Genomic DNA, 22,563 nt, shown 5'->3' with positions numbered 1-22,563 from the left:
CCTCTATTGACTATAGCCGAAAAACCCGCGACTTTCAAGGAAATGAAGCTTGACAAAATGATGACAAAACCATTATTATTAATGATTTTTGTTCAAAAAAAGGATTTCTCACCCAAAAGGTGGAAATCCTTTAAAATAATGCTATATTTTTTCACGTTTGACTTGTCTCGAATAAAAAATTTCGTACATCACTGGAATAATCACTAATGTTAATACAGTAGAAGATGTTAATCCCCCAATTACCGTAATGGCTAAACCTTTGGAAATCAATGTACCTGAAGAAGTCGTAAGTGCTAACGGGATTAAAGCTGCTACTGTAGCAAAAGCCGTCATTAAAATTGGACGTAATCTTGTTTTCCCTGCCTCCACTAGTGAATCACGGATACTCATTCCTTTGTCTGTTCGGTTTTGATTAATTCGATCAACCAATACAATCGCGTTGGTTGTCACAATTCCGATTAACATTAAGAAACCGATCATAACACTTACAGATAAAGGTTCCCCAGCAATAACGAGACCAATTAATGCACCAATAGGGACAAAAATGAGTGAAGACAAAATGACAAATGGGATTCTTGCTTGCCCAAAGGTAATTAACATCGTTAAATACACAAGACCAATTGCACTAGCAATGGCAAGACCAAGTTGCTGGAAGATCTCAACGGTTTCGTCACCACCACCTCCACTTTCTAAACTAACACTGTCAGGGAAATCAACATTTTCTAATACTCCCGATTCTACTTCGGAAGATACTTTTTGAATATTTTCCGCATCGATTTGTGCTTCGACGCGAGCAAAGACTTTCCCATCTAATTTTTGAATCGCCGTTACTGATTCAATTTCTTCAATTACAGCCAAATCTTGAAGCTCAACTGGTCCAGCTGCGCTGAATACCGTTAATGTATTTAGTTCTTCAATACTTGTTAAGGATTCATCGTATGATAACTGAACGGTACGGTCTAAATCATTTAATGTTAGTGTACCAACAGTAACAGGTTTTGTTTGGTCTGCGATTGTTCCAAGTATTTGGAATCCAGAAACACCATATTCATCAGCTTTTTCAGAGTCAATTTGGACAACGAGTTGTTTTTGTTTCTCGGAAAAATTATTTGTCACGTATTTCAAAGAATCGACCGAATTCATATAAGCTTCCACATCTGCTGCAGCTTCAGCAAGTGCTTCTAAATCATTAGAGAATAAATCGACAGAAACGTTGTTATTTGTTGGAGGTCCACCTGTAGATAATTCTGAAACTGAAATGGTCGATTCAGGTGAAATTTCTTCAACGATGTTTTCCATTTCATCTTGTACCAACTCAACAAAGTCAACTACATTCGCACCTTCATTTAACGTTAAAATGTATCCTGCTCTGTTTTCCAATTTGATACCCGTCGCAAAGTCCCGAGATCCTACTGCGGTCGTTACATCTTTTACGTCAGACAAATCCGCAAATAATTTTTCTACTTCTAACGAAACCTCATTTGTTCGTTCTAACGAAGTTGATGATGGCAATTCCACACTTGCCTGAACAAGTTTTTGTTCTTCATTCGGAATAAATGTAAAACCTAGTCTCGGTACTAATGCAAAAGAACCGGCAAGTAACAAGACGGATAACACCAAGATAATCGCTTTCCGATTTAACGACCATAAAATAACACGCTCATAAAAGCGTTGCATAGCTCCTTCTTTTTCCTCATGAGAGACTTTTTTAAATGCAAATCTCGCAAGTATCGGCACAATGGTGATGGAAACTAATAAAGAAGCGGCAAGTGAAAAAATAACCGTTAAAGCAAATGGTAAGAAAAATTCACCTGTAATTCCACTCACAAAACCGATGGGTAAAAACACCACAATTGTCGTCAATGTCGACGCTGTAATAGCCCGTAAAATTTCTTTCGTGGATGAAGCCACTAGTTCATTCGACATCGGTTCATCCGATTTTCTCAAACGTCGGAAAATATTTTCAATAACAACAATACTATCATCTACAACACGCCCTACGGCAACTGCCATCCCACCTAATGTCATGATATTCAAACTAATATCAAGTTGGGCTAAGAAAATCGCTGCAATCAGTAATGATAAGGGGATGGAGATGATTGCAATAATCGTCGCTCTGAAATTACGTAAAAAAACCAATACCGCAATCGATGCAAAGAGCGCACCTAGTAAACCTTCTTTAACAAGTGTTTCAACTGACTTCTCAATTCCATCTGCTGAATCGAAGCCAACTGCATATTCTAAACGATTTTCATACTTATCTAGTACTTCTATAACTCGCTTAGCAACCTCTACTGTATTAGCATCTTGTTTTTTTGTTACAGCCATGGATAAAGACTCTTCTTGATTGTACCGAGTAATTTCAGATTGAGTGGAAACTTCCTCAATGGTTGCTATTTCTTGCAATTCGACTTTATTCTCTTGGGACATAAATGACGAAGACAATTGAAGGGATTTTAATTTTTCAATTGTGTCGAGCTTTTCTTCAACCCGAACTGGAATATTAATATCATTTTCATTAATGGTACCAGCTGGGAAAGATAAAATTTGCTGCTCAATTTGTTCTTTGATTTGACTAAGCGTTAAACCCGCTTCAGTTGCTTTTTGTTGGTTAACCGTAATCTGTAAACGCTCTTCATTTAAGCCCCCGATAGATACGGAGTTAATGCCCTGGATTTTATTTAACTCTGGAATCACTTCATTGTTCAACAAATCCTCTAATTGTTCATCTCCAAATAAGGAGATATTAAAGATTGGGAACGCACCAAAGGACAGTCTGCTAATTTCTGTCTCCACGCCATCAGGTAATTCCAAACTACGTATGGCCGTTTCCGCTTGTTGTTCCGCTCGATCTAAATCTGTACCAAAAGGAAATTCTAAGTTAATAATGCCAATGGTCTCGTAAGAAACACTTTGAATTGTAGTAGCTCCTTCGATACCTTTCAATTGATTTTCAATAGGTGTGGTCACTTGACGGTCCACATCGTCTGGAGATGCGCCAGGGTAAACAACTTGCACTGAAAGTTGAGGGAATTCAATATTCGGCAATAAATCTATTTTCAACCGAGTAAAGGAATACAAGCCTAATACAATCAATAAAAAAGAAATAATAAAGACCGCTACCGCGTTTTTCAAACTGAACCTTGTTAAAAAACTCATACAAATCACTCTCTTCCACTTAAAATATATCTATACCTAAATTTATACAACGTACGAGTGGATTTAAGCCATTAACAATGTGTTTTCCAATAGACCTATAATCACAGCAAAATAAAAAGACAAATCATTGTATGAATGATTCGTCTGATTATGCCTTTCATTAAGCTCCTGCTCCTGCCTCTTCGTATGGCATGATATCCTCTTCGCTAGATTCATAATATGCTTTTAAAACTGAATCTTGGATCTTCGTTCGAGTACCACTATTGATAGGATGGGCAATATCTCGAAACTCTCCATCTGGTGTTCTTTTACTAGGCATCGCGACAAATAACCCTGTATTTCCATCAATCACACGAATATCATGTACCACAAATTCGCTGTCTAGTGTAATGGAAGCAATGGCTCGCATACGGCCATCGGTTTGCACACGTCTCAATCTTACATCTGTTACTTCCATTCTCTCACCACCTTTCTTCTTAGATGCCTTACAGACTCTGACAACTATATTCTACGTTTGTGACATTTTTCCTTCTTTTTTCACGGAATTTTTTAAAAATTGTGAATAAGGTTACATTTTCATTAAAAAATAAAGGTAGCACACTGATATAAGCCTAGTGCTTTCCGTTTCGGCACTCGCTTTCCGCGGGCACGGCTTCAGCCGCTTCACTCGCGCTGTTCCCGCAGGAGTCACGCGCCTACACTCCAGGCACCATGCAAATTGTATAAATAAGCATGTCAAACAAACTTGCCGGTTCCTATTTTTTTCGCAGGGGCTAATATGCTATAATTTTATATAAATTCAGTTACGATGCTTTGCCTGTTTCGTACTGGTACAGAAGGCCGTTTTGAATAAGGTGAAATGCCACTTTCAAGAACTTATTCATAAACGCAATCATCGCAACCTTATGGAGCTTTCCATTGGGTTGCTTTTTTAATTTATCGTAATAATCCACAATTGTATTTTGGGTCTTTGCCCGCCAGGAAATCATGTTCTTAACATTGCAAACTCTGTATGATAAATATGGTTTTGCTGATTGAAATGGAGCGAGTTGTATTTATAGATCAGAACATACTCCTGATTAGTAGTTTTAATTACAAAAGTAAATTGCCTAGATATTTACTTTACATAAGCAGCATCTTTGAGGTCTTTCCTAAAAAAATTACAAAAAGAAAGAGACTAGGATATAAGTAGAAATGATGCAGAAATTTTTATTAAGAAATGGATACTTTATGAATTGATTGTAGTGGAGGGGCGACTCCTGGGGGAACAGCACGAGGGAGAGACTACAGGCTCGAGCCGTGCCCCCGGAAAGCGTCCCCGCAACGGAAATCAATTTAGTATAAGCAAAAAAATAGATAAGCAAAATTTTCACAAGGTAATATAATCTCGTAACCATTATCTAAATTAGACAAAAAGAAAACCATAGGGGATTTCCCCTATGGTTGACTACCTTATGAAACGACTGCGATGACTTCGATTTCGACTTTAGCGTCTTTTGGTAATCGAGCAACTTCAACTGTTGAACGAGCTGGTTTATGGTCACCAAAATGTTTGGCATAGATTTCATTCAGTACAACAAAATCGTTCATATCTTTGATGAAAACCGTCGTTTTCACAACTTGTGATAATGACGATCCAGCTTCTTCAAGCACTGCCTTTAAGTTTGCGAATACTTGATGTGTTTGCTCCTCTATTGAACCTTCTACCATTACACCTTCAGGGTTCAATGGGATTTGTCCCGAACTATAAAATAGTCCATTAACAATCATACCTTGTACATATGGGCCAATTGCAGCCGGTGCGTTTGTGGTTGATACTGGTTTCATTATTCATTTCCACCTTTCGAAAAGTAATTACCTTCAGTTAAAGCAATTGTACGATCTTTTTCGTTAACCTCATGAAGTTTTACAAGTGATAAATAGTTATCCACTAAATTTTCATCTGCATGTATGGCTTCCACTAAAACGGCAACCCCTGCTAAATGACAATTGAATTCTTCCAGCAAGTTTTTCATTCCATTCATGGTTCCTCCAACTTTCATAAAGTCGTCGGTAATTAAAACCCTTTGGCCACTTTTCATGCTTCGTTTTGATAAAACCATCGTCTGAATACGACGGGAAGATCCAGAAACGTAATTAATACTTACTGTTGAACCTTCAGTTACTTTACTATCGCGACGAACCACGACCACTGGGACATTTAAATGCTTTGCAATTGCATGGGCTATAGGTATCCCTTTAGTCGCCACTGTCATAATGACATCGATTGGTGTATTTGCAAACGCCGAAGCAAATACCTTACCTACTCGATTCATTAATTGTGGATTCCCTAACAAATCGGTCATATAAAGATAGCCACCAGGTAATAGACGATCAGAATGACCTAACTCTTGCATAAAGTCTTCAATGACTTTATGGATAGCATCATCCCTCATTTTCGGAATATATTTCACGCCGCCTGCTGCTCCAGGAACTGTCATTAACAGACCTATGCCTTTTTCCTCAAATGTTTCTTTAACAATTGTAAGGTCTTCACTAATAGAAGATTTAGCCGATTGGTACATATCTGCAAATAAGGTTAATGGAATTAATTGTTGTGGGTGATCTAATAAATAATGCGTCATATCAACAAGACGCTCGCTACGTTTCCACTTCACGGAACCCTCTCCTAAACACGAATGATTTATACGTAAGTTAACACAATTATACGGCTTTAGGCAAGTGTATCTCGTTCACCTATCAGCCTAACTGCGTATACTTCATCGCAAAATCCTCGTAACCCATTGTAAATTCGATTGACACGCGATTCGTGTTGAACGAGGCCAAATACAGTAGGACCACTTCCACTCATTAGAACAGCATCTGCTCCAAACTTCATCATTTGTTCTTTAATAGTAGAAACTTCAGGGTATAACTTCAATGTGACGCTTTCCAAAGCATTCCCCATGGTCGCACACATTAATTCATAATCCTTTTCTTTAATTGCTCGTATCATTTCCGTTGTATTCGGATGAATAATTTCGTTTACTTTTAAGCCTCCGTAAACATCAGCTGTGGATACACCAATTGAAGGTTTAGCTAAAATAATCCAACAATTAGGCGGAGAAGGAAGCTCTTGAATTTTCTCGCCTCTTCCCGTGGCTAAAGCAGTTCCTCCGTATACACAAAAAGAAACATCAGAACCAATTTTCGCACCTTGTTCAGCTAATTGATCCGCCGTTAGTTGAAGATTCCAAAGACGATTTAAACCTTTAAGCGTAGCTGCCGCATCACTGCTTCCTCCCGCTAATCCAGCGGCTACAGGTATTCTCTTTTCTAACACAATAGAGACGCCAGCTTGAACATTATAAGTATCTTTTAATAACTTAGCAGCTTGATAAGCTAAATTTCTTTGGTCATCTGGTACGTACCTATCAGCTGAAATGATTTTAATGATTCCATCTTCACGTGATTCTAAGCCGATGCGATCGGCCAAATCCACAGTTGTCATAATCATTTCTACCTCATGAAATCCGTCCGGTCTTTTATGGAGGACATCCAAAGTTAAGTTGATTTTCGCAGGTGCTTTTACGTATAGCATAGGAATGTCTCCTTCTCAGAGTAATAAGTATCCCCATTTTACCACAGCTTGTCCTACATTTAGCATGTTATAAAAAAACACCCTACGTATGTGAAACTTATACATAAAAGGTATTTTTGTTTAAATTGAACAATTTTATTGTTTATTTAATTAGTCGTTGGAAATTAAAGACTTTTTAAGACGTACCAACTATCATGTGTATAAGAATTTGCGATTCAAAATTGTTTCATTTCAAAGAAAAAGGCGGATTTCTCCGCCCCTTGTCAGTTCATATTGGATTTCGCTACTTATTTGCTCTGATTTTTTCCGTTCATTAATCCAGTTTCAGCCATCTCAACTGCACGTTTTACCATATTTCCAGCATCACGTGATTTAATTCCGCCCCAACCTTCTCGCTCAACGACATCATAAAATCCGAGTTCCTTCGCTATTTCCACTTTCAGTCGATCCGACATCACACCATTTTTACGTGGCAATCGGTTTTCCTCCTTCAGAACTGACAAACCTAGTATGACCTAAAAACAAAAAAACACTCATGGACATTTTGTCCATGAGTGTTTGAAGAATATTCATAAGTGCTATAACTTATTTGCCGACAACTAATGATTCCATTTCGTCGACAATTGTAATTTCTACTGCTTCAGTTAAAATATCTGTGTAGCTGTAAGACACACGCTCAAAAGCATTTTCATCTTGATCTAGATCTATAACAAACACTGCATGATACGTTTCACGTAAAATACCTGCTCGCTCAATCGTTTTCTTGCGACCGCCGTTTGCTTTTAATTGCAAACGTTTACCTAAATGACAATCTAAAGACTTTTTAATGTCCGCTAAAGTTTTTGGCATTTCGCTTACACCTCACTGTAAATCTAATCATACCAGAAACAGAATAAATTGTCAACCAAATTAATCATTTTAACAATGTACAATTCCTCTTGTCAATAACTTTTGTTTAGAAATAATATTATTTTTAAAAGAAAATGTTTCATTATTGTAACACAATGAATTAATCCTTAAAGTTCGGCAACAACTCATCTGCTAATCCTGCAAATTCTTTAATGGATAATGTCTCTCCTCTTCGGGTAGGATCGATACCTGCAGTTTCAAGTGCTTGTAAAATTAAATCCTTTTTAGCTTTTCCATTTGGTAATTGTGATTGCAGATTATTGAGAATCGTTTTTCGACGCTGTGCAAAAGAAGCTCTAGAAACTGTGAATAAGAAATCTTCATCTTTAACAGAAACAATCGCTTTTTCATGACGCGTTAAACGAATAACGGCTGAATCCACATTCGGTTGTGGAATAAACACCGTTTTAGGAACCGTCATGGCAATTTCGGCCTTCATATAGTATTGAATGGCAATCGATAAAGAACCGTAGGCTTTTGTACTTGGAACAGCAGTTATGCGATCTGCTACTTCTTTTTGCATCATAACAACCATCCCACGAATCGGGAGTTTCTCCATTAACAATTTGATCAAAATAGGCGTCGTTACATAGTATGGTAAATTTGCCACCACCATGACATCTTGATAACCCGAAATTTTTTCTTTCATTACGTCTAATACATTTGCCTTAAGAATATCTGAATGAATAACAGAGACATTGTCGTAAGGCGATAAAGTATCTTCTAATACCGGTAATAAGCGTTGGTCAATTTCAAATGCCACAACATGACCAGCTGTTCGCGCTAAATGTTCTGTCAAAGCGCCTATACCCGGTCCAATTTCAATGGCAGCTGATTCTTTTGTTAAGTTTGCATGGCTTACAATATTTCGTAAAACATTTGGATCTATTAAAAAGTTTTGTCCTAGGCTCTTTTTAAATGAAAATCCATATTTTTTTAATATCTCTTGTGTGCGGATGGGTGTAGCAATATCTTTATGCATGGTGTTCCTCCTGATCAAGTTGCTCAATAGCTAATTGAAATTGTTGACGGTCTATTTGAAACATCGTTAAACGTTTTTGAAGTTGCTTGCCATTTGTATAGCCAATTTGTAGTAGAGATCCTAGTTGATCCCTACGCTTTTTAGATTCTGGGTGTCCAATAAGACGCGCTCTCATTAATTCAGATAAAGGAATATCGTCCCATTTTACATTTTCTCTTTTTGGGGTATATACATTTTGTAGGGATGCACGAATATCTTCATTTGTAGCATGCTCAATTCCTAAACTTTTACCATTTTTAGCAATTGCTTTTTCTTTCGGTAAAAACGCGTGCTTTACGCCGGGAACTTGCTCTTCAATAATCGCTCGAATTCGACGACCTGGGTAGTCAGGATCGGTAAATACGATTACGCCTCTTTTTTCTTGTGCAAGTTTAATACGTTTCAACGTATCTGCAGAAATAGCCGATCCATTCGTTTCGATTGTATCTGCATGAACTGCACGTTTGATGGCAGTCGTATCATCTTTTCCTTCAACTACTATGAATTCTTCGATATTCAAGATAAACCCTCATTTCCGAACAGCGTTATACCTCATTTTACTTCGGTAATAGGAACCTGTATAGAGATGCTACTTTAAAAGCGAAAAAAGCTTTCCCCAAAACGCAGGGAAAGCCTGACCTTAATCTAATATTTTAATTCGAACTTTCTTACGACCAAACCCAAAAGCTTGTTCAGTAGATGGTACGAATAAGTCAATTTTCATGCCTTTTATTGCTCCACCAGTATCACCTGCAACTGCATAGCCATATCCTTCAACCCAAACTTTAGAGCCTAAAGGAATTACTCGTGGATCGACCGCGATAACTTTTAAACTTGGATTAGAGCGTAAATCGATGCCTGTCGCAGTTATGCCAGAACAACCATTACAATATGCAGTATAGGCAGTTGCCGTTACGTAAAATTCTTTACCACCACTTGGAGCAGCGCTAGAAGATCCACGTGAAACACTCGCTGTAACAACTTTCGTTCCAACAGCTACAACTTTCTTAGAAGGTTCACGAACTACTTTTTCACTTTTCAAATTACGAGAAACTACTTTCCCGTTTTCTTTAATAATTTCAAAAGTACGTTCAACTGATCCTTTTTTACCTTCTTGTACTACTTTTTCTTTCCCTTTAAGCAAATCTTTATCTTTTTTTGTTTCAACAGCAAAATTCGTTGCTTCTTCCACTACATCGGTGACCTTTTCTACGCGAACAACTTGTATAACATCGTTTGGAATCACAAGTTCTTCCATTCTTTGTTCGACACGATCGAATTCATTCATCTGAATCTCTTGTTGTTTTAAAAAGTCAGCGACCGTAGTCGAAGTGGACCATACTTTTTTCTCATTGACGCCTTCTTGTAACGTTACTTCAAACGCTTTTTCGATCGCAATGATTCCATCAGATCCGACCTTCGCATCTAGCTTAGGTGTTAACTTATCGTGCTCAGAAACCTTGATACCTGCTTCTGTTAATATATCTTTTACTTGATTAGCAGTTGTAGTGTGTGTTTGTTTTTGACCATCAACTGTAATTGTTATTTCACTTGCCTGCTCCCACTTAACTGAAAGACCATCTTCAATTAAAGTGTTCACTGAGGGTGACACTAAATCAGCGTTGGAAATTAGTATGTTTTGCTCTGCTAATAACTCTCCAACTGTATCTGCATGAGTTTGAATCTCTTGTTGTTTACCGTTCGTTGAAAGTGCTACGGTATGTTTAGTCCCAACATATAGGACGGCTGATAATACAGATACAAACATAAGAACTGCAACAATTGCAATTCCAGTTTGTTTATTCCTCAATGTTTTAAAGAACAGGTTTCTCATGGATTTATTTGTCATGAAAAACGCCTCCTTATCACTCGGATGATTATAAAGACTTACAAATAGACTGTCAACCAATAGGAATTAGTCATACTATTCTGGTTGATTGGAACCTCCGCATACCAAGTATTGGATAGATTCCCGTATTTTATACAGGTATTTTGTAAAAACGTTTTGCATTTTCTGTTGTTGCTTGTGCTACTTCTTCTATTGAAACACCTTTTAATCGTGCAATTTCTTCAGCAACTAGTGGTACTAGTGAAGGCTCATTGCGCTTGCCGCGATGTGGGTGAGGTGCTAAATACGGAGCGTCTGTTTCAATCATTAACCACTCTAATGGAATTTCCGTTGCCACTTCTTTTGGTTTTTTTGCATTCTTAAATGTAACAGGTCCTCCAAGTGAAATCATGAAATTCATGTCAATACATGTTTTAGCAGTCTCAACGCTGCCACCAAAGCAATGCATGACACCTCCCGTTTTCTCAGCCTGCTCTTCTTGCAGAATTCGCATAACATCTTCAGTTGCATCTCTGTTATGTATGACTAGAGGTAGATTGACACGTTGCGCCAATTGAATTTGTTTACGAAAAACCTGTTGCTGTATTTCTTTAGGAGACTTGTCCCAATGATAATCCAATCCTGTTTCACCTATTGCAACGACCTTAGGGTGAGAAGCTAGTTCTTCAATCCACTGTAAATCTTCATCTGTACAGTCAATTGCATCTACCGGATGCCAGCCCACGACTGCATATATAAACTCATACTCTTCAGCTAGTTCAATCGCTCGTTTAATCGTTTTTTGATCAAATCCAATAACGACCATCCGGTTGACACCAGCTTCTAATGCACGGTCAATAACATCTTGTAAATCTTCATTGTATTGTTCTGCGTTTAAGTGAACATGTGTATCAATAAACATTTCAGACTCTCCTTCACATGGTATCAATTATAAAATTCATCACGATTTCAGAAATCTCAGATTCATGACATTATGATGACAAAGGCATGTTTTTTAAATGACACCAAAGACTTTCGACCCTTTTTATGGGTATTGAAATATTTATTTCCAGTAAAAATAACCTATTAATACCCAAAACGTTCTTTTAAGATAGCACGTTTGTGTTTTGAAACACAAATAAAAGCCCCTCGAGGAATTCCAAGAGGGGCTGAAAAACACTTTATTTATTTTACTTGTGCACCATTTTCTAAGGTTGGATCAACTGTAGCTAAAGTTAAGAGACCGTCCTTTTCTCCTGCTAAAATCATACCTTGAGACATTTCCCCTCGAAGTTTAACAGGTTTTAAATTAGCAACAACGATTACTTTTTGACCTACTAATTCTTCTGGTGAGTAATGTTTGGCAATTCCTGATACGACTTGACGTTGTTCGTACCCTAAATCTACTTGTAGTTTTAATAATTTATCCGCTTTTGGAATGGCTTCACACGCTAAAACCGTCGCCACTCTTAAATCCACTTTTAAGAAATCATCAATTGTAATTTCAGGAATATCCGGTACTTCTTCAACTTCTGGAATCTCGGTTTCTGCAGAAACCGGACCTCTCATTTGTTCTTGAATATAGGAAACTTCCGGCTCTACTTCTAAACGAGGGAAGATTGGCACACCTTTTTCAACAACTTTTGTTCCAACTGCAATAGTTGACGAATCCAAAAGAGAGTCCCATGATAATGAATCGGCAGATAAACCAAGTTGTTCTGCGATTTGTTTAGGTGCATTTGTTAAAAATGGCTGCAGCAAAACGGCTGTTTGACGAAGGCTCTCCGCTAGATGCCACATAACTGAACCTAGTTTCGCTTTGTCATCTTCCGACTTCGCAAGAACCCACGGCTGAGTCTCGTCAATGTATTTGTTTGATCGAGAAATAAGCGACCACACGTCACTTAATACCATACTAAATTGCATTCTATCCATATTAACTTCGTATTTTTCGATGACATCTTTTGCTTGTTGTTGTAAGGCAGCGTCAAATTCTGTTGGTTCATTCCCTTCCACCGGAATGACACCATCAAAGTATTTATTCATCATGGAAACTGTCCGATTTAACAGATTTCCTAAATCATTTGCTAAATCAAAATTCGTACGCTCCACAAAAGCTTCAGGTGAGAAGACGCCATCTGCCCCAAAAGGTAATTCACGCAGCAAGAAATAACGAGTCGCATCTAATCCGTAACGTTCTACTAACATTTCAGGTTGAACAACATTCCCTTTTGACTTAGACATTTTACCGTCTTTCATCATAATGAATCCGTGAGCGAATATTTTTTTAGGTAATGGTAAATTTAGAGCCATTAAGAAAATAGGCCAATAAATCGTGTGGAATCGAACAATGTCTTTCCCTACAACATGAACATCAGCTGGCCAAAATTTATTGAATAAAGAATCGTCATCAGATCGGTATCCTAATGAAGTGATATAATTTGACAGTGCGTCAACCCATACATAAATGACATGTTTGTCATCGCCTGGAACTTTTACTCCCCAATCGAATGAAGTTCGTGAAACCGATAAATCCTCTAATCCCGGTTTCAAGAAGTTATTGATCATTTCATTCTTTCTAGACTCAGGTTCGATGAATTCTAGATTATCTTCATAATATTGAATCAAACGATCTGCGTATTTTTTCATATTAAAGAAGTAAGACTCTTCTTTAACTTTGTGCACAGCGCGTCCACAATCCGGACAATTCCCATTTTCCAATTGGCTTTCAGTAAAGAAGGTTTCATCAGGTGTACAATACCAACCTTCATATTCCCCTTTGTAAATATCTCCATTATCTAAAAATGTTTGGAAAATCTTCTTCACGCCTTCTTTATGGCGCGTTTCCGTTGTACGGATAAAGTCGTCATGAGAAATATCCATCAAGTCCCATACTTTTTTCGCAGCTTCGGCAATACCATCCACATACTCTTGAGGAGCTAAGCCCGCTTCTTGTGCTTTTTCTTGAATTTTTTGGCCGTGCTCATCCATTCCTGTTAAAAATCGAACATCATATCCTCTTAGGCGTTTATAACGAGCCATTGCATCAGAGGCAACGGTTGTATAAGCTGTACCGATATGAAATTTTCCACTTGGATAGTAAATAGGGGTAGTTATATAAAAAGATTTGTTATTTTCATTGCTCACGATTGTTCGTCCCTTCAGACTTTAAAATATAGTATCTCTATTCTATAGGAGTGCTGGTTTGGTTTCAATATTAGAAGTTTTGCGAAATTTGTCGAAAAATAATTATCGTAAAATTAGGCCCATTTCCTATCATTTTTTGTAAACTTTTTGTGTCAAAATAAATATTCTATCATAAATGTACTAATATTTTTACTTATTATCACAAAAATACCAAAAAGTAGTTTGAAGTCAAAACATTAATTATTGACGTATATGGTAGTTGTTGGTATGATAAGTAACAGACAAGAGAGAAATGTCGAAATTTGACGAATCACATTTATAGGAAAAGGGAGTGCTTATATGAAATCAACAGGAATCGTTCGTAAAGTTGATGAACTAGGTCGCGTAGTTATTCCAATAGAACTTCGCCGTACACTAGGAATCGCAGAAAAAGATGCATTAGAAATTTATGTAGATGACGACAAAATCATCTTGAAAAAATACCTACCTAACATGACTTGTGTTGTTACTGGTGAAGTATCAGATGACAACTTAAAATTAGTGGGCGGTAAATTAATTTTAAGCCAAGAAGGCGCAGAAATGTTAGTTAAAGAAATTCAATCTAATATTACGAAATAACAATATTAAATCCGGGATGACTTTGTCATTCCGGATTTTTTTCATCTTGTATATGATATTCCTGGTAAACATCTCGTTTTGATAATTGGCGCTCAATCGATACAGCTTTAATGGCTTCTTTTGAAGATAATTGTTTTGTATTAATTAAATGCTCCACATGTTCTGCAATCGTCAATGAAGACCACCAATTTTCTACGACTTCTTGATCTTCATCAGAAGCTCCATCAAATACTAGGACAAACTCGCCTCTAATTTCTTCATTTTCCGCCCACTGCACTGCTTCTTCTAAAGTGCCTCTTAAAAATTCTTCGAATTTCTTCGTGATTTCACGAGCTAACACTACTTTACGCGATGATCCAAGGATACTTTCTGCATCTCGTAGCGTTTCTTTTAGTCGGTGAGGTGCTTCATAAAACAACATCGTCTCTTGCTTATACTTTATGTTCTCTAATGCTGCTTTCCTGTCTTTTTTTTGTCTTGGTAAAAAACCTAAGAAAGAGAAAGACAGTGTAGACAAACCAGAAGAAATTAACGCACTCAGAGCTGCATTTGCTCCAGGGACCGGTACGACAGTAATCTCTTCTTCTAATGCTTTCGCTACAATATCCGCTCCCGGATCAGAAATACATGGCAATCCTGCATCACTGACTAAAGCAACCGATTTTCCATTTCTTAATAAATCCAATAACTTATCTCCACCATATTCTAGATTGTGCTCATGATAACTTATTAATGGCGTGTCTATTTCAAAGTAGTTACATAATCTTTTCGTGTTTCGGGTGTCTTCTGCTGCAATGATGTCTGCTTCTTTCATCATACGTATAGCTCTTACAGTCATATCCTCTAAGTTTCCAATAGGAGTTGCTACTAAGTACAACGTGCCTGATGTTTGCGTTTGAGAAAAACTTTTTTGTGATTTCATTGGTCCTCACCTTTCGTTTTACTCTCCATATACTTGATCTTATCTATTTTCTTTAATTGCTTAAAAGCATATTCTGCTTTTAAAGCTTGTTGTTTCGTTTCAAAATTCTCTTGAAAAATACATGTAACGGGTAAGTGTGCTCTCGTATACTTTGCACCCTTCCCCTTATTGTGGACGTCTACACGGCGAGCTAAATCGTTTGTATACCCCGCATAGTAACTCCCATCTCCACACTCCAATACATAGAATGTATGTTGATTATTCTTTTCCATATAACATCATCCGAACTTCTTCTGTGTATTCTCCCGCTTCACCGTAAACGTACAAAGGAGGAAGAATTTTTAAATCAGGCTTGCCATCTTTTATTCCTTCTATTAATAGGGTATTGGCTTCCTTCCCCACTTTCGGATAAACAAATCGAATCCTTTTAGGTTCTAATCGGTGTGCTCTCATAGAAGTAACAATGTCGAGCAATCTACCAGGTCGATGGACAAACGCGGCCTTGCCACCTTGTTTCAATAAACGACTAGCAGAGTGAACCGCTTCATCTAATGATAAATGAATTTCGTGACGAGCAATAGCGTGATGCTCTTTTATATTTTGATCGCTTGCTTCATTTGAGGGAAAATAGGGGGGATTACAGGTGACGACATCATACTTTTCAATCCCTAATTGTTCGGGAATGTTTTTTACGTCCCCTTCTATAATGTGAATTTGCTCTTGCAACTCATTATAAGCAACACTTCGTATAGCCATGTCAGCTAACCGTTCCTGAAGTTCTACCCCAATGATCGGTGCCTTTGTTCGTGCACTTAAGAAAAGAGGAATGGCACCGTTTCCACTACATAAGTCCACAATCTTCCCTTTTTTACTTGGCACGTATGTAAACTTGGCTAATAAAACCGCATCTAAAGAAAACGAAAACACGGAGGGGCTTTGTATAATTCTTAATTGCTCAGCCAGTAAGTAATCCATTCGTTCATCATCTCTTAATTGTATATCCATACTCTTAACCCTCCAACAAAACAAAAGACCGACATCCACGAAATTAGTGGAATCAGCCTTTCATTACCCGTTTTGTTTATTTAAAAAAGATAGGCAAAACAAACAGTCTTCGCCTTTTCTCGAACTTCCAAAGTGTACATGGCACACATGAAAACCTTCCTGATATAATCGTGCCAAGTTATCATACCCTTCGCCAATATCCATAGGACTCACCCGTTTAACTTCTTCTTCAGATTGCTTACGCAATTCCTCTTCTGCTAAATGGATGGCATCAAGATGTGTACGAAGATTGTGGTTTTCTTGTTCTAATGACTGGTGTTCTTCCATCATTAAAGCAACAAATTCTTTTAAGGCATGAAATTGACTTTGCAAGGATTCAAGTTGCTTCTCAAATTCCATGACCGTATCTAAGAAATTACGTTCTTTCAAGAAATCACCTCATTATTCGGTCAGTTGCACTGGTTTTTCAGCATGTTGCATAATTTCTTCAATCGAATACTCAAGGATTCTTTGTTCATCGAACAATTCTACCTTCAAAATTCTTTCAAGCAAGTTTAAGCCAACAACTTTACCCGCTCCATCTGGAGTAGAAATCCGAGCACCCATATCAGGCATCAGTTCTTTCGCCTGTTCATAATCGTCGTTTTCGTATTTTAAACAGCACATCAAACGACCACATAACCCAGAAATTTTTGAAGGATTAAGTGATAAGTTCTGATCTTTCGCCATTTTAATGGATACAGGCTCAAAATCACCTAAAAACGTGGAACAACAAAGCATTCGGCCACAAGGACCAATACCACCCAACATCTTAGCTTCATCCCGCACACCAATTTGACGAAGTTCAATTCGCGTTCTAAATACAGAAGCCAAATCTTTCACTAAATCACGGAAGTCAACTCGACCTTCAGCTGTGAAATAAAAGATGATTTTATTACGGTCAAATGTATATTCAACATCCACTAACTTCATTTCAAGTGAATGCTCAACAATTTTCTCTGTTCCTAAATCAAATGCACGTTGAGATTCGGATTGATTTTCTTCAACTTGAATACGATCGCGCTCATCAGCGGGACGTACAACTTGCTTAAGTGGCAATACAACATCGTGTTCATCTACTTGTTTAATAGCAACAACGACCTTACCATACTCCACACCTCTAGCAGTTTCTACTATGACATATTGATCTTTTTCTAAAGCAAAATCAATTGGATCGAAATAATATATTTTACCCGCTTTCTTAAAGCGGACACCTACCACATTATACAAAAGAAAACCCCTCCTGCAGATTCAGCATTAGCTGTTCCATTAACAACGTCCGGTTCATATTGCGATGCAATTGTTGCTTCGCTTTTAAAATCGCTTGTATTTTATCGGACAACTGCTCATATGTAACATGAAGAACGCGTTGTTGATAGAAATGCATGATATCCGGATAAGTACACACTGCGTCAGGATTTGCTTTGACGGCCACTAAATCGCGATATGCGAATAGTAACAAGTCTAGCCCCAGCTCTGTTTCCTCTTTTTCTTTAAACGTTGGAAGCCAATCTTCTTGGACACAAAGCATCGCTTCATGAACATTAGTTTCAGCAACTTCTACTAATTTTAACACTGTTTTTCGAGCCTGTGCAAACTGCTCATCTTTTGCTAACACCAAAGCCTCTTCAATATCATTCGTAACCATTGAAACGGTTGCAGCCATCGAGGCTGTTAAACCTTGTTGAATCAACGATTTCACTCGTTCATCTCTAGGGATTGAAGGAAACGAAATTTGTTGAACCCTAGATCGAATGGTTGGTAAGATTGCATATGGTTTTTCCGTAAGTAAGATGGCATGAACTTGTCCTTCTGGTTCTTCTAGAAATTTTAATAACGTATTCGCAGAAGAAGGATTTAAGCGATCCGCTCTTTGTATCACATATATTTTACGGCCTGCCTCGAGACTCGTTTTATTCATTTCCATAATAACTTGTAAAATTTGATCTTTTTTAATATCTTGGCCATCAGGCTCAACAACCATAAAGTTTGGATGATTTCCTGATTCAAACCTTCTACATCCTCGGCACGTTTCACATGGAACATTTTGAAGAGGATTTTCACATAATAATAATTTTACAAAAGCCCGCATTACTGCTTGCTTCCCGGTGCCTTTACCACCTTCAAAAAGATAGGCATGAGCAATCCGTTGTTTTTGGTAGATCATTTGAAGTTGTTTCATTACAACCGGTTGAAGCTTTAAAACTTCTGAAATAGACTGTATCACGTTTTGCTCACACCTTTGTTGCTGAATTTTTTTAAAAAACCCGTGTCCCGGACATCCGGAAGACACGGGATTTTACGTGTAAAGATTGATTAACAATCCTTTAATTTCACCTATTTTGTCTAATAAATCAATTGATTCTTTTTCTTGCACTAAAATTTCTTGTGCAAGCTCAACCAACTTTTCATCAATGGTTTCTATGATTTTCAATCGTCTACCTTCACCAAAGCGGTTCCATGTATGTGATTGTTTCAAACCCATCCCGTAATCTACCGCTTCCGATAAAAAACGTTTAACCAACATTTTAAATTTGGCCATTTCACGCAGATTTCGTGACCTCGCTAAACGGTCACCTGCAGTCGAAATATCACCTAATAATCTAGTTAACTGTTCGGTCTGCATTCTATTTTCTTGTTTTGCTACTAATTGTCCAAACCGATTCGCAGGTTGCAATGGTTGTGATGAATCTTTGCGAAGCTTATCTACACCTACACGAACGTCTTGGTTAATTTTCATGTGAAATCAACCTCCGTGTCTTAAAAATGATGGAATTGTTCAATCGGAAGTACAAACACTGTAGCTCCGCCTACTTCTACTTCAACTGGGTAAGGGATATACGAATCAGCATTTCCTCCCATTGGAGAAACTGGCGCAACCATCTGTTCTCGAGATCGACAATTATCACGAATCAAGTCGAGTGCTTTTCCAACTAGTTCATCATCTGTACCGATTAAGAATGTCGTGTTTCCAGATCGTAAAAAACCACCTGTACTTGCTAATTTTGTTGCACGAAAATCACCTTTTGTTAAAGCACTTGATAATCGATTACTATCTTGATCTTGAACAACCGCTACTATTAACTTCATAAGCTCATCCCCTTTTTTCGGAAATACTTCCTACTATTATAACATGAATGGAAGCATCAATTCATGCGTGACTCAAGAGTTTTTTTCAGAACATTCAGCACATAATTTGTTACTTCTTCTTGTGACTGTGATGCATCGATCACATGAATACGATTCGGATACCTTTTCACGACTTCTTGATACCCCGTACGAACTGCCTGATGAAACGCTAAACTCTCGACATCTAGCCGATTTAATTCCCTACTATCGTTCTTCGCAATCCTATTAAGACCAATTTCTGGTTCAACGTCAAAATATAACGTGAGGTCTGGCATTAGTTTACCGATAGCAAATTCATTAATCGATAACACTTCATCTATTCCTAGTCCACGTGCGTATCCTTGATAAGCTAGAGACGCATCGACAAAACGATCACATAAAACAATCTTCCCTTGTGCCAAAGCTGGCTCAATTTTTTCTACTAAATGCTGTCTTCTAGCAGCAGCATACAGCAAGGCTTCCGTTCGACCATCCATTTCAGTAAACTCATTATCTAAAATGATTTCACGAATTCGTTCTGAAATTCGAATGCCCCCTGGCTCCCTCGTTGAAATAAGGTCATATCCTTCAGATTGAAGCTGCTCAAACACATCTTGCATAACCGTCGTTTTCCCAGCCCCTTCAGGTCCTTCAATGGTAATAAAAAATCCAGTAGTATTCATTTAATTTCCTCCTTCAAAACAAGCAACTGTTTCCGGCTTAAATCATGCTCCCCTTGTATCGTTGCCCCACTCGCTAAATAATCAGCAAGCATTTCTAATTTATTCGTCGTAATTTTTTCACCGCGAATGAAAAGCGGAATCCCTGGTGGATAAGGAATTACCATACCAGCAGAAATTCTACCCACCGCTTTCGAATAAAGAATCCATTCAGAACCATGCTCGTCCATTTCTTTGTATGACGTTGCAAGTCGAGAAATAGCTTCTAAATCATGTGTATAATCAATTTGAATTTTGCTTTTCGGTTGCTTCATCAACTGTTCAACGGCTAACTTAATGCGCACCCGAATATCGGCAAATGGAAATGTATGTTTTCTTTTTACTAGAGGTAAGATGAAAAGCACTTGCGTCATATCAGCTAATTCACCATAGACTCCCTGTTCTTCTAACTTCTTTTGTAATTCAAATCCCGAATACCCATTCACTCTCAGTAGCAACTTCAGTGGATCCTCAACCTCAACGATGCTTAAATTCTTAATTAAGTTTAATCCACTTACAAATTGATTTCTCGTGCGAATAAAAGAATTGGCATCTTCTTGCGAGAAAGTCTCTATATAATCTCTAGCATCATCTAGTGAAGCTAATAATAAATAAGAAGGACTGCTCGTTTGGAGCATTCTCAAATATGTATTTACTTTTTTGGATGACACGCGCTTTGATTGAATATGTAAATAGGATCCCATCGTCAATGCTGGTAACGTTTTATGAGCCGACTGAACGACCACATCGGCTCCTAGATCAAGCGAAGAGGCAGGGAATGTTTCATTGGCACTAAAATGAGCTCCATGCGCTTCATCGACAAGCACTGGCATATTCGATGCGTGAGCAAGTTCAATGCTTTTCTTCATTAATGGATTAATAACGCCATAATAAGTCGGATGCGTTAAAATCAATGCTTTTGCGCCAGGATACATGTCCAGTGCATTTTTTAACGTATCCTCACTAATATGAGTCGCTGTTTCGGTCTTTCCATCCCACTCAGGTGTTAAAAACACCGGATTTGCACCCACTAATTGCAGTGCATGAAATATCGACTTATGGGCATTACGCTGAACCAATACGAAATCGCCTTCTGTACAGGTTGCATAAACCATGGCCAAATTCCCAACAGTCGATCCATTCACCAAAAAGAAGCTTTGATCTGCTCCATACGCATTCGCCAGCATAACTTGAGCTTCCTCAATCACGTCTTCCGGATGATGATAATCATCCAGTCCACTTAACTCCGTATAATCAAACCTCATCACATCACGAAATGCACGTGGTAATTCGGTTAATAATCCATGCTTATGTCCAGGAACATGAAAAGAGACCGGTTTATTCTCATAAAATTGAACCATCCGTTCCACTATTGGTCGTTTCCCCATTATTAACGTCTCCGTTCTTCCCATATGGTAACAATTATACAGTATTGATCAGTTAGGCTGATAATTATATCTTGAACTAATGAACAATGTGGCTGATTTTCATTGCGGGGGACGCTTTCCGGGGGCACGAGGAAAACAGGATGTTGGTTTCAAAGACGTTGCCACACAATGTGGCGTTCTTAGTCTTTGTTCCTTCAAGAACCGCGCCAGGGTCTTCAGCTCGTGCTGTTTCCCCTCGGAGTCGCCCCCTTCATTTCAATCAACACACCGCATAGATAATAAAACATGCCAAAAATTGTGCTGCTTACAACATTTCAAGTGCGTTTATCAGTAGAAAACATCGCACGAACAGAAAACGTGTCAGTTGGTTAGACAACTGACACCATTCTTGCGCGTTAAATTGTTTGGAATTCGTGAATTTTAGAATGGGATGCTCGAATCCTTGAATAGGCCCTGTCAATTCTAGAATAGCACCGGCCAAATGGAGAATACAATCCTTGAATACCACCCGCGAAATGAAGAATGTCTTTTTCTTACCACTCTATACTTAAAAAACTCCAACCTGTCATCCAGAAGAACAGACTGCACGAACAGAAAACGTGTCAGTTGGTGAGCCAACTGACACCATTCTTGCGCGTGAAATTGTTTGGATTTCGTGAATTTTAGAATAGGATGTCCGAATCCTTGAATAGGCCATTCGAAATCTAGAATAACACCGGCCAAATGGAGAATACCCTCATCCAATCCTTGAATACGACCCGCGAAATGGAGAATGTCTTTTTTCTGACCACTTTATACTTAAAAAAATACAACCTGTACTGCCATTCATCCAGTAAATCAGACCGCACGTACAGAAAACGTGTCAATTGGTGCGCCAACTGACATCATTCTTGCGCGTTCAATTGTTTGGATTTCGTGAATTTTAGAATGGGATGCCCGAATCCTTGAATAGCCCATGCGAATGCTAGAATATCACCGTCCAAATGGAGAACACCATCAGCCAATCCTTGAATACCACCCGCGAAATGGAGAATGCAAGACTCCCCCTACCACGCTAAACCTAAAAAAGAACACAAAAAAACCAGTACCTCTCGGTACTGATTTCTTAGTGCCTAGCGAC

The 22,563-nt window shown here is 38.1% G+C and carries 23 protein-coding genes and 1 pseudogene; 1 reads left to right on the top strand and 23 read right to left on the bottom strand.

Annotated elements, in window-relative coordinates; translation table 11 throughout:
- Nucleotides 1–141: 141 nt before the first annotated feature.
- The 13 genes and pseudogenes from ACHUE4_RS15410 to metG form a co-directional block, all read right to left on the bottom strand.
- Complete coding sequence (locus ACHUE4_RS15410) at nucleotides 142–3,159, bottom strand: efflux RND transporter permease subunit (protein WP_394191638.1); 3,018 nt, start codon at nucleotides 3,157–3,159, stop codon at nucleotides 142–144.
- Between the two features lie 160 nt (nucleotides 3,160–3,319).
- A complete protein-coding gene (gene spoVG, locus ACHUE4_RS15405; protein WP_394191636.1) occupies nucleotides 3,320–3,616 on the bottom strand; it encodes a septation regulator SpoVG in 297 nt (98 codons plus the stop codon).
- A gap of 346 nt (nucleotides 3,617–3,962) precedes the next feature.
- Nucleotides 3,963–4,157: pseudogene (locus ACHUE4_RS16625) on the bottom strand (IS110 family RNA-guided transposase); the annotation flags it as partial.
- Nucleotides 4,158–4,611: 454 nt separating this feature from the next.
- Nucleotides 4,612–4,986 (bottom strand): RidA family protein, encoded by a 375-nt coding sequence (locus ACHUE4_RS15400; RefSeq protein WP_394191634.1) that lies wholly within the window; start codon nucleotides 4,984–4,986, stop codon nucleotides 4,612–4,614.
- Complete coding sequence (purR, locus tag ACHUE4_RS15395) at nucleotides 4,986–5,816, bottom strand: pur operon repressor (protein WP_394191632.1); 831 nt, start codon at nucleotides 5,814–5,816, stop codon at nucleotides 4,986–4,988. Before purR ends, ACHUE4_RS15400 begins: the two co-directional genes overlap by 1 nt.
- A 56-nt stretch (nucleotides 5,817–5,872) precedes the next feature.
- The gene (ispE, locus tag ACHUE4_RS15390) at nucleotides 5,873–6,739 is read right to left on the bottom strand and encodes a 4-(cytidine 5'-diphospho)-2-C-methyl-D-erythritol kinase (RefSeq protein WP_394191630.1); all 867 of its coding nucleotides are present in this window, start codon (nucleotides 6,737–6,739) and stop codon (nucleotides 5,873–5,875) included.
- Between the two features lie 287 nt (nucleotides 6,740–7,026).
- A complete protein-coding gene (locus ACHUE4_RS15385) occupies nucleotides 7,027–7,215 on the bottom strand; it encodes a small, acid-soluble spore protein, alpha/beta type (protein ID WP_394191628.1) in 189 nt (62 codons plus the stop codon).
- A 109-nt stretch (nucleotides 7,216–7,324) separates the two neighbouring features.
- The gene (gene veg, locus ACHUE4_RS15380; protein ID WP_394191626.1) at nucleotides 7,325–7,588 is read right to left on the bottom strand and encodes a biofilm formation stimulator Veg; all 264 of its coding nucleotides are present in this window, start codon (nucleotides 7,586–7,588) and stop codon (nucleotides 7,325–7,327) included.
- 160 nt (nucleotides 7,589–7,748) lie between these two features.
- Nucleotides 7,749–8,630, bottom strand: a complete 882-nt coding sequence (gene rsmA / locus ACHUE4_RS15375; protein WP_394191624.1) for a 16S rRNA (adenine(1518)-N(6)/adenine(1519)-N(6))-dimethyltransferase RsmA — start codon at nucleotides 8,628–8,630, stop codon at nucleotides 7,749–7,751.
- A complete protein-coding gene (gene rnmV, locus ACHUE4_RS15370; protein WP_394191622.1) occupies nucleotides 8,623–9,189 on the bottom strand; it encodes a ribonuclease M5 in 567 nt (188 codons plus the stop codon). Before rnmV ends, rsmA begins: the two co-directional genes overlap by 8 nt.
- A gap of 120 nt (nucleotides 9,190–9,309) precedes the next feature.
- On the bottom strand, nucleotides 9,310–10,518 hold the full coding sequence (locus ACHUE4_RS15365) for a ubiquitin-like domain-containing protein (protein ID WP_394191620.1): 1,209 nt from the start codon (nucleotides 10,516–10,518) through the stop codon (nucleotides 9,310–9,312).
- Nucleotides 10,519–10,648: 130 nt separating this feature from the next.
- Nucleotides 10,649–11,419 (bottom strand): TatD family hydrolase, encoded by a 771-nt coding sequence (locus tag ACHUE4_RS15360; protein ID WP_394191618.1) that lies wholly within the window; start codon nucleotides 11,417–11,419, stop codon nucleotides 10,649–10,651.
- 263 nt (nucleotides 11,420–11,682) lie between these two features.
- Nucleotides 11,683–13,644: a methionine--tRNA ligase gene (gene metG, locus ACHUE4_RS15355; RefSeq protein WP_394191616.1), complete on the bottom strand. Its 1,962-nt coding sequence runs from the start codon at nucleotides 13,642–13,644 to the stop codon at nucleotides 11,683–11,685.
- A 339-nt stretch (nucleotides 13,645–13,983) separates the two neighbouring features.
- On the opposite strand from metG, the gene ACHUE4_RS15350 reads away from it, so the two are divergent.
- Nucleotides 13,984–14,262, top strand: a complete 279-nt coding sequence (locus ACHUE4_RS15350) for an AbrB/MazE/SpoVT family DNA-binding domain-containing protein (RefSeq protein ID WP_394191614.1) — start codon at nucleotides 13,984–13,986, stop codon at nucleotides 14,260–14,262.
- Nucleotides 14,263–14,287: 25 nt separating this feature from the next.
- Here ACHUE4_RS15350 and rsmI read toward each other — a convergent pair whose 3' ends face one another.
- The 10 genes from rsmI to ACHUE4_RS15300 all read right to left on the bottom strand — a co-directional run bounded on the left by rsmI (nucleotide 14,288) and on the right by ACHUE4_RS15300 (nucleotide 21,443).
- Entirely contained in the window at nucleotides 14,288–15,184 is an 897-nt protein-coding gene (rsmI, locus tag ACHUE4_RS15345; protein ID WP_394191612.1) for a 16S rRNA (cytidine(1402)-2'-O)-methyltransferase, read from the bottom strand.
- Nucleotides 15,181–15,456 carry a GIY-YIG nuclease family protein gene (locus tag ACHUE4_RS15340; RefSeq protein WP_394191610.1) on the bottom strand — a complete coding sequence of 92 codons (276 nt, stop codon included), beginning with the start codon at nucleotides 15,454–15,456 and terminating at the stop codon, nucleotides 15,181–15,183. Before ACHUE4_RS15340 ends, rsmI begins: the two co-directional genes overlap by 4 nt.
- Nucleotides 15,443–16,189: a tRNA1(Val) (adenine(37)-N6)-methyltransferase gene (locus ACHUE4_RS15335; protein WP_394191608.1), complete on the bottom strand. Its 747-nt coding sequence runs from the start codon at nucleotides 16,187–16,189 to the stop codon at nucleotides 15,443–15,445. The genes ACHUE4_RS15340 and ACHUE4_RS15335 overlap by 14 nt, the downstream gene beginning before the upstream one ends.
- A 63-nt stretch (nucleotides 16,190–16,252) precedes the next feature.
- Nucleotides 16,253–16,618, bottom strand: a complete 366-nt coding sequence (gene yabA, locus ACHUE4_RS15330; protein ID WP_394191606.1) for a DNA replication initiation control protein YabA — start codon at nucleotides 16,616–16,618, stop codon at nucleotides 16,253–16,255.
- Nucleotides 16,619–16,630: 12 nt separating this feature from the next.
- Nucleotides 16,631–17,458 (bottom strand): PSP1 domain-containing protein, encoded by an 828-nt coding sequence (locus ACHUE4_RS15325; RefSeq protein WP_394191604.1) that lies wholly within the window; start codon nucleotides 17,456–17,458, stop codon nucleotides 16,631–16,633.
- Nucleotides 17,451–18,455 carry a DNA polymerase III subunit delta' gene (gene holB / locus ACHUE4_RS15320; protein ID WP_394191602.1) on the bottom strand — a complete coding sequence of 335 codons (1,005 nt, stop codon included), beginning with the start codon at nucleotides 18,453–18,455 and terminating at the stop codon, nucleotides 17,451–17,453. The genes ACHUE4_RS15325 and holB overlap by 8 nt, the downstream gene beginning before the upstream one ends.
- A gap of 72 nt (nucleotides 18,456–18,527) precedes the next feature.
- A complete protein-coding gene (locus tag ACHUE4_RS15315; protein ID WP_394191600.1) occupies nucleotides 18,528–18,968 on the bottom strand; it encodes a YaaR family protein in 441 nt (146 codons plus the stop codon).
- 20 nt (nucleotides 18,969–18,988) lie between these two features.
- Complete coding sequence (locus ACHUE4_RS15310; protein ID WP_394191598.1) at nucleotides 18,989–19,318, bottom strand: cyclic-di-AMP receptor; 330 nt, start codon at nucleotides 19,316–19,318, stop codon at nucleotides 18,989–18,991.
- 56 nt (nucleotides 19,319–19,374) lie between these two features.
- Entirely contained in the window at nucleotides 19,375–20,019 is a 645-nt protein-coding gene (tmk, locus tag ACHUE4_RS15305) for a dTMP kinase (protein ID WP_394191596.1), read from the bottom strand.
- The gene (locus ACHUE4_RS15300; protein ID WP_394191594.1) at nucleotides 20,016–21,443 is read right to left on the bottom strand and encodes an aminotransferase class I/II-fold pyridoxal phosphate-dependent enzyme; all 1,428 of its coding nucleotides are present in this window, start codon (nucleotides 21,441–21,443) and stop codon (nucleotides 20,016–20,018) included. The genes tmk and ACHUE4_RS15300 overlap by 4 nt, the downstream gene beginning before the upstream one ends.
- Nucleotides 21,444–22,563: the final 1,120 nt, after the last annotated feature.

This window comes from Paenisporosarcina quisquiliarum (assembly GCF_043641925.1).
GTDB classification, from domain to species: domain Bacteria; phylum Bacillota; class Bacilli; order Bacillales_A; family Planococcaceae; genus Paenisporosarcina; species Paenisporosarcina quisquiliarum_A.
The sequence above is the reverse complement of the archived record's forward strand: the minus strand, read 5'-3'. Positions and strand labels throughout refer to the sequence as shown.

Coding starts and splice junctions, on each gene's coding strand:
- ACHUE4_RS15360 (WP_394191618.1), bottom strand. CDS start 11,419: ATGTTTATTGATACACATGTTCACTTAAACGCAGAACAATACAATGAA.
- rsmI (WP_394191612.1), bottom strand. CDS start 15,184: ATGAAATCACAAAAAAGTTTTTCTCAAACGCAAACATCAGGCACGTTG.
- ACHUE4_RS15335 (WP_394191608.1), bottom strand. CDS start 16,189: ATGGATATACAATTAAGAGATGATGAACGAATGGATTACTTACTGGCT.
- ACHUE4_RS15300 (WP_394191594.1), bottom strand. CDS start 21,443: ATGGGGAAACGACCAATAGTGGAACGGATGGTTCAATTTTATGAGAAT.
- ACHUE4_RS15350 (WP_394191614.1), top strand. CDS start 13,984: ATGAAATCAACAGGAATCGTTCGTAAAGTTGATGAACTAGGTCGCGTA.
- tmk (WP_394191596.1), bottom strand. CDS start 20,019: ATGAATACTACTGGATTTTTTATTACCATTGAAGGACCTGAAGGGGCT.
- ACHUE4_RS15400 (WP_394191634.1), bottom strand. CDS start 4,986: ATGAAACCAGTATCAACCACAAACGCACCGGCTGCAATTGGCCCATAT.
- ACHUE4_RS15340 (WP_394191610.1), bottom strand. CDS start 15,456: ATGGAAAAGAATAATCAACATACATTCTATGTATTGGAGTGTGGAGAT.
- ACHUE4_RS15365 (WP_394191620.1), bottom strand. CDS start 10,518: ATGACAAATAAATCCATGAGAAACCTGTTCTTTAAAACATTGAGGAAT.
- ispE (WP_394191630.1), bottom strand. CDS start 6,739: ATGCTATACGTAAAAGCACCTGCGAAAATCAACTTAACTTTGGATGTC.
- ACHUE4_RS15310 (WP_394191598.1), bottom strand. CDS start 19,318: ATGAAGTTAATAGTAGCGGTTGTTCAAGATCAAGATAGTAATCGATTA.
- veg (WP_394191626.1), bottom strand. CDS start 7,588: ATGCCAAAAACTTTAGCGGACATTAAAAAGTCTTTAGATTGTCATTTA.
- spoVG (WP_394191636.1), bottom strand. CDS start 3,616: ATGGAAGTAACAGATGTAAGATTGAGACGTGTGCAAACCGATGGCCGT.
- ACHUE4_RS15315 (WP_394191600.1), bottom strand. CDS start 18,968: ATGAAAATTAACCAAGACGTTCGTGTAGGTGTAGATAAGCTTCGCAAA.
- rsmA (WP_394191624.1), bottom strand. CDS start 8,630: ATGCATAAAGATATTGCTACACCCATCCGCACACAAGAGATATTAAAA.
- ACHUE4_RS15410 (WP_394191638.1), bottom strand. CDS start 3,159: ATGAGTTTTTTAACAAGGTTCAGTTTGAAAAACGCGGTAGCGGTCTTT.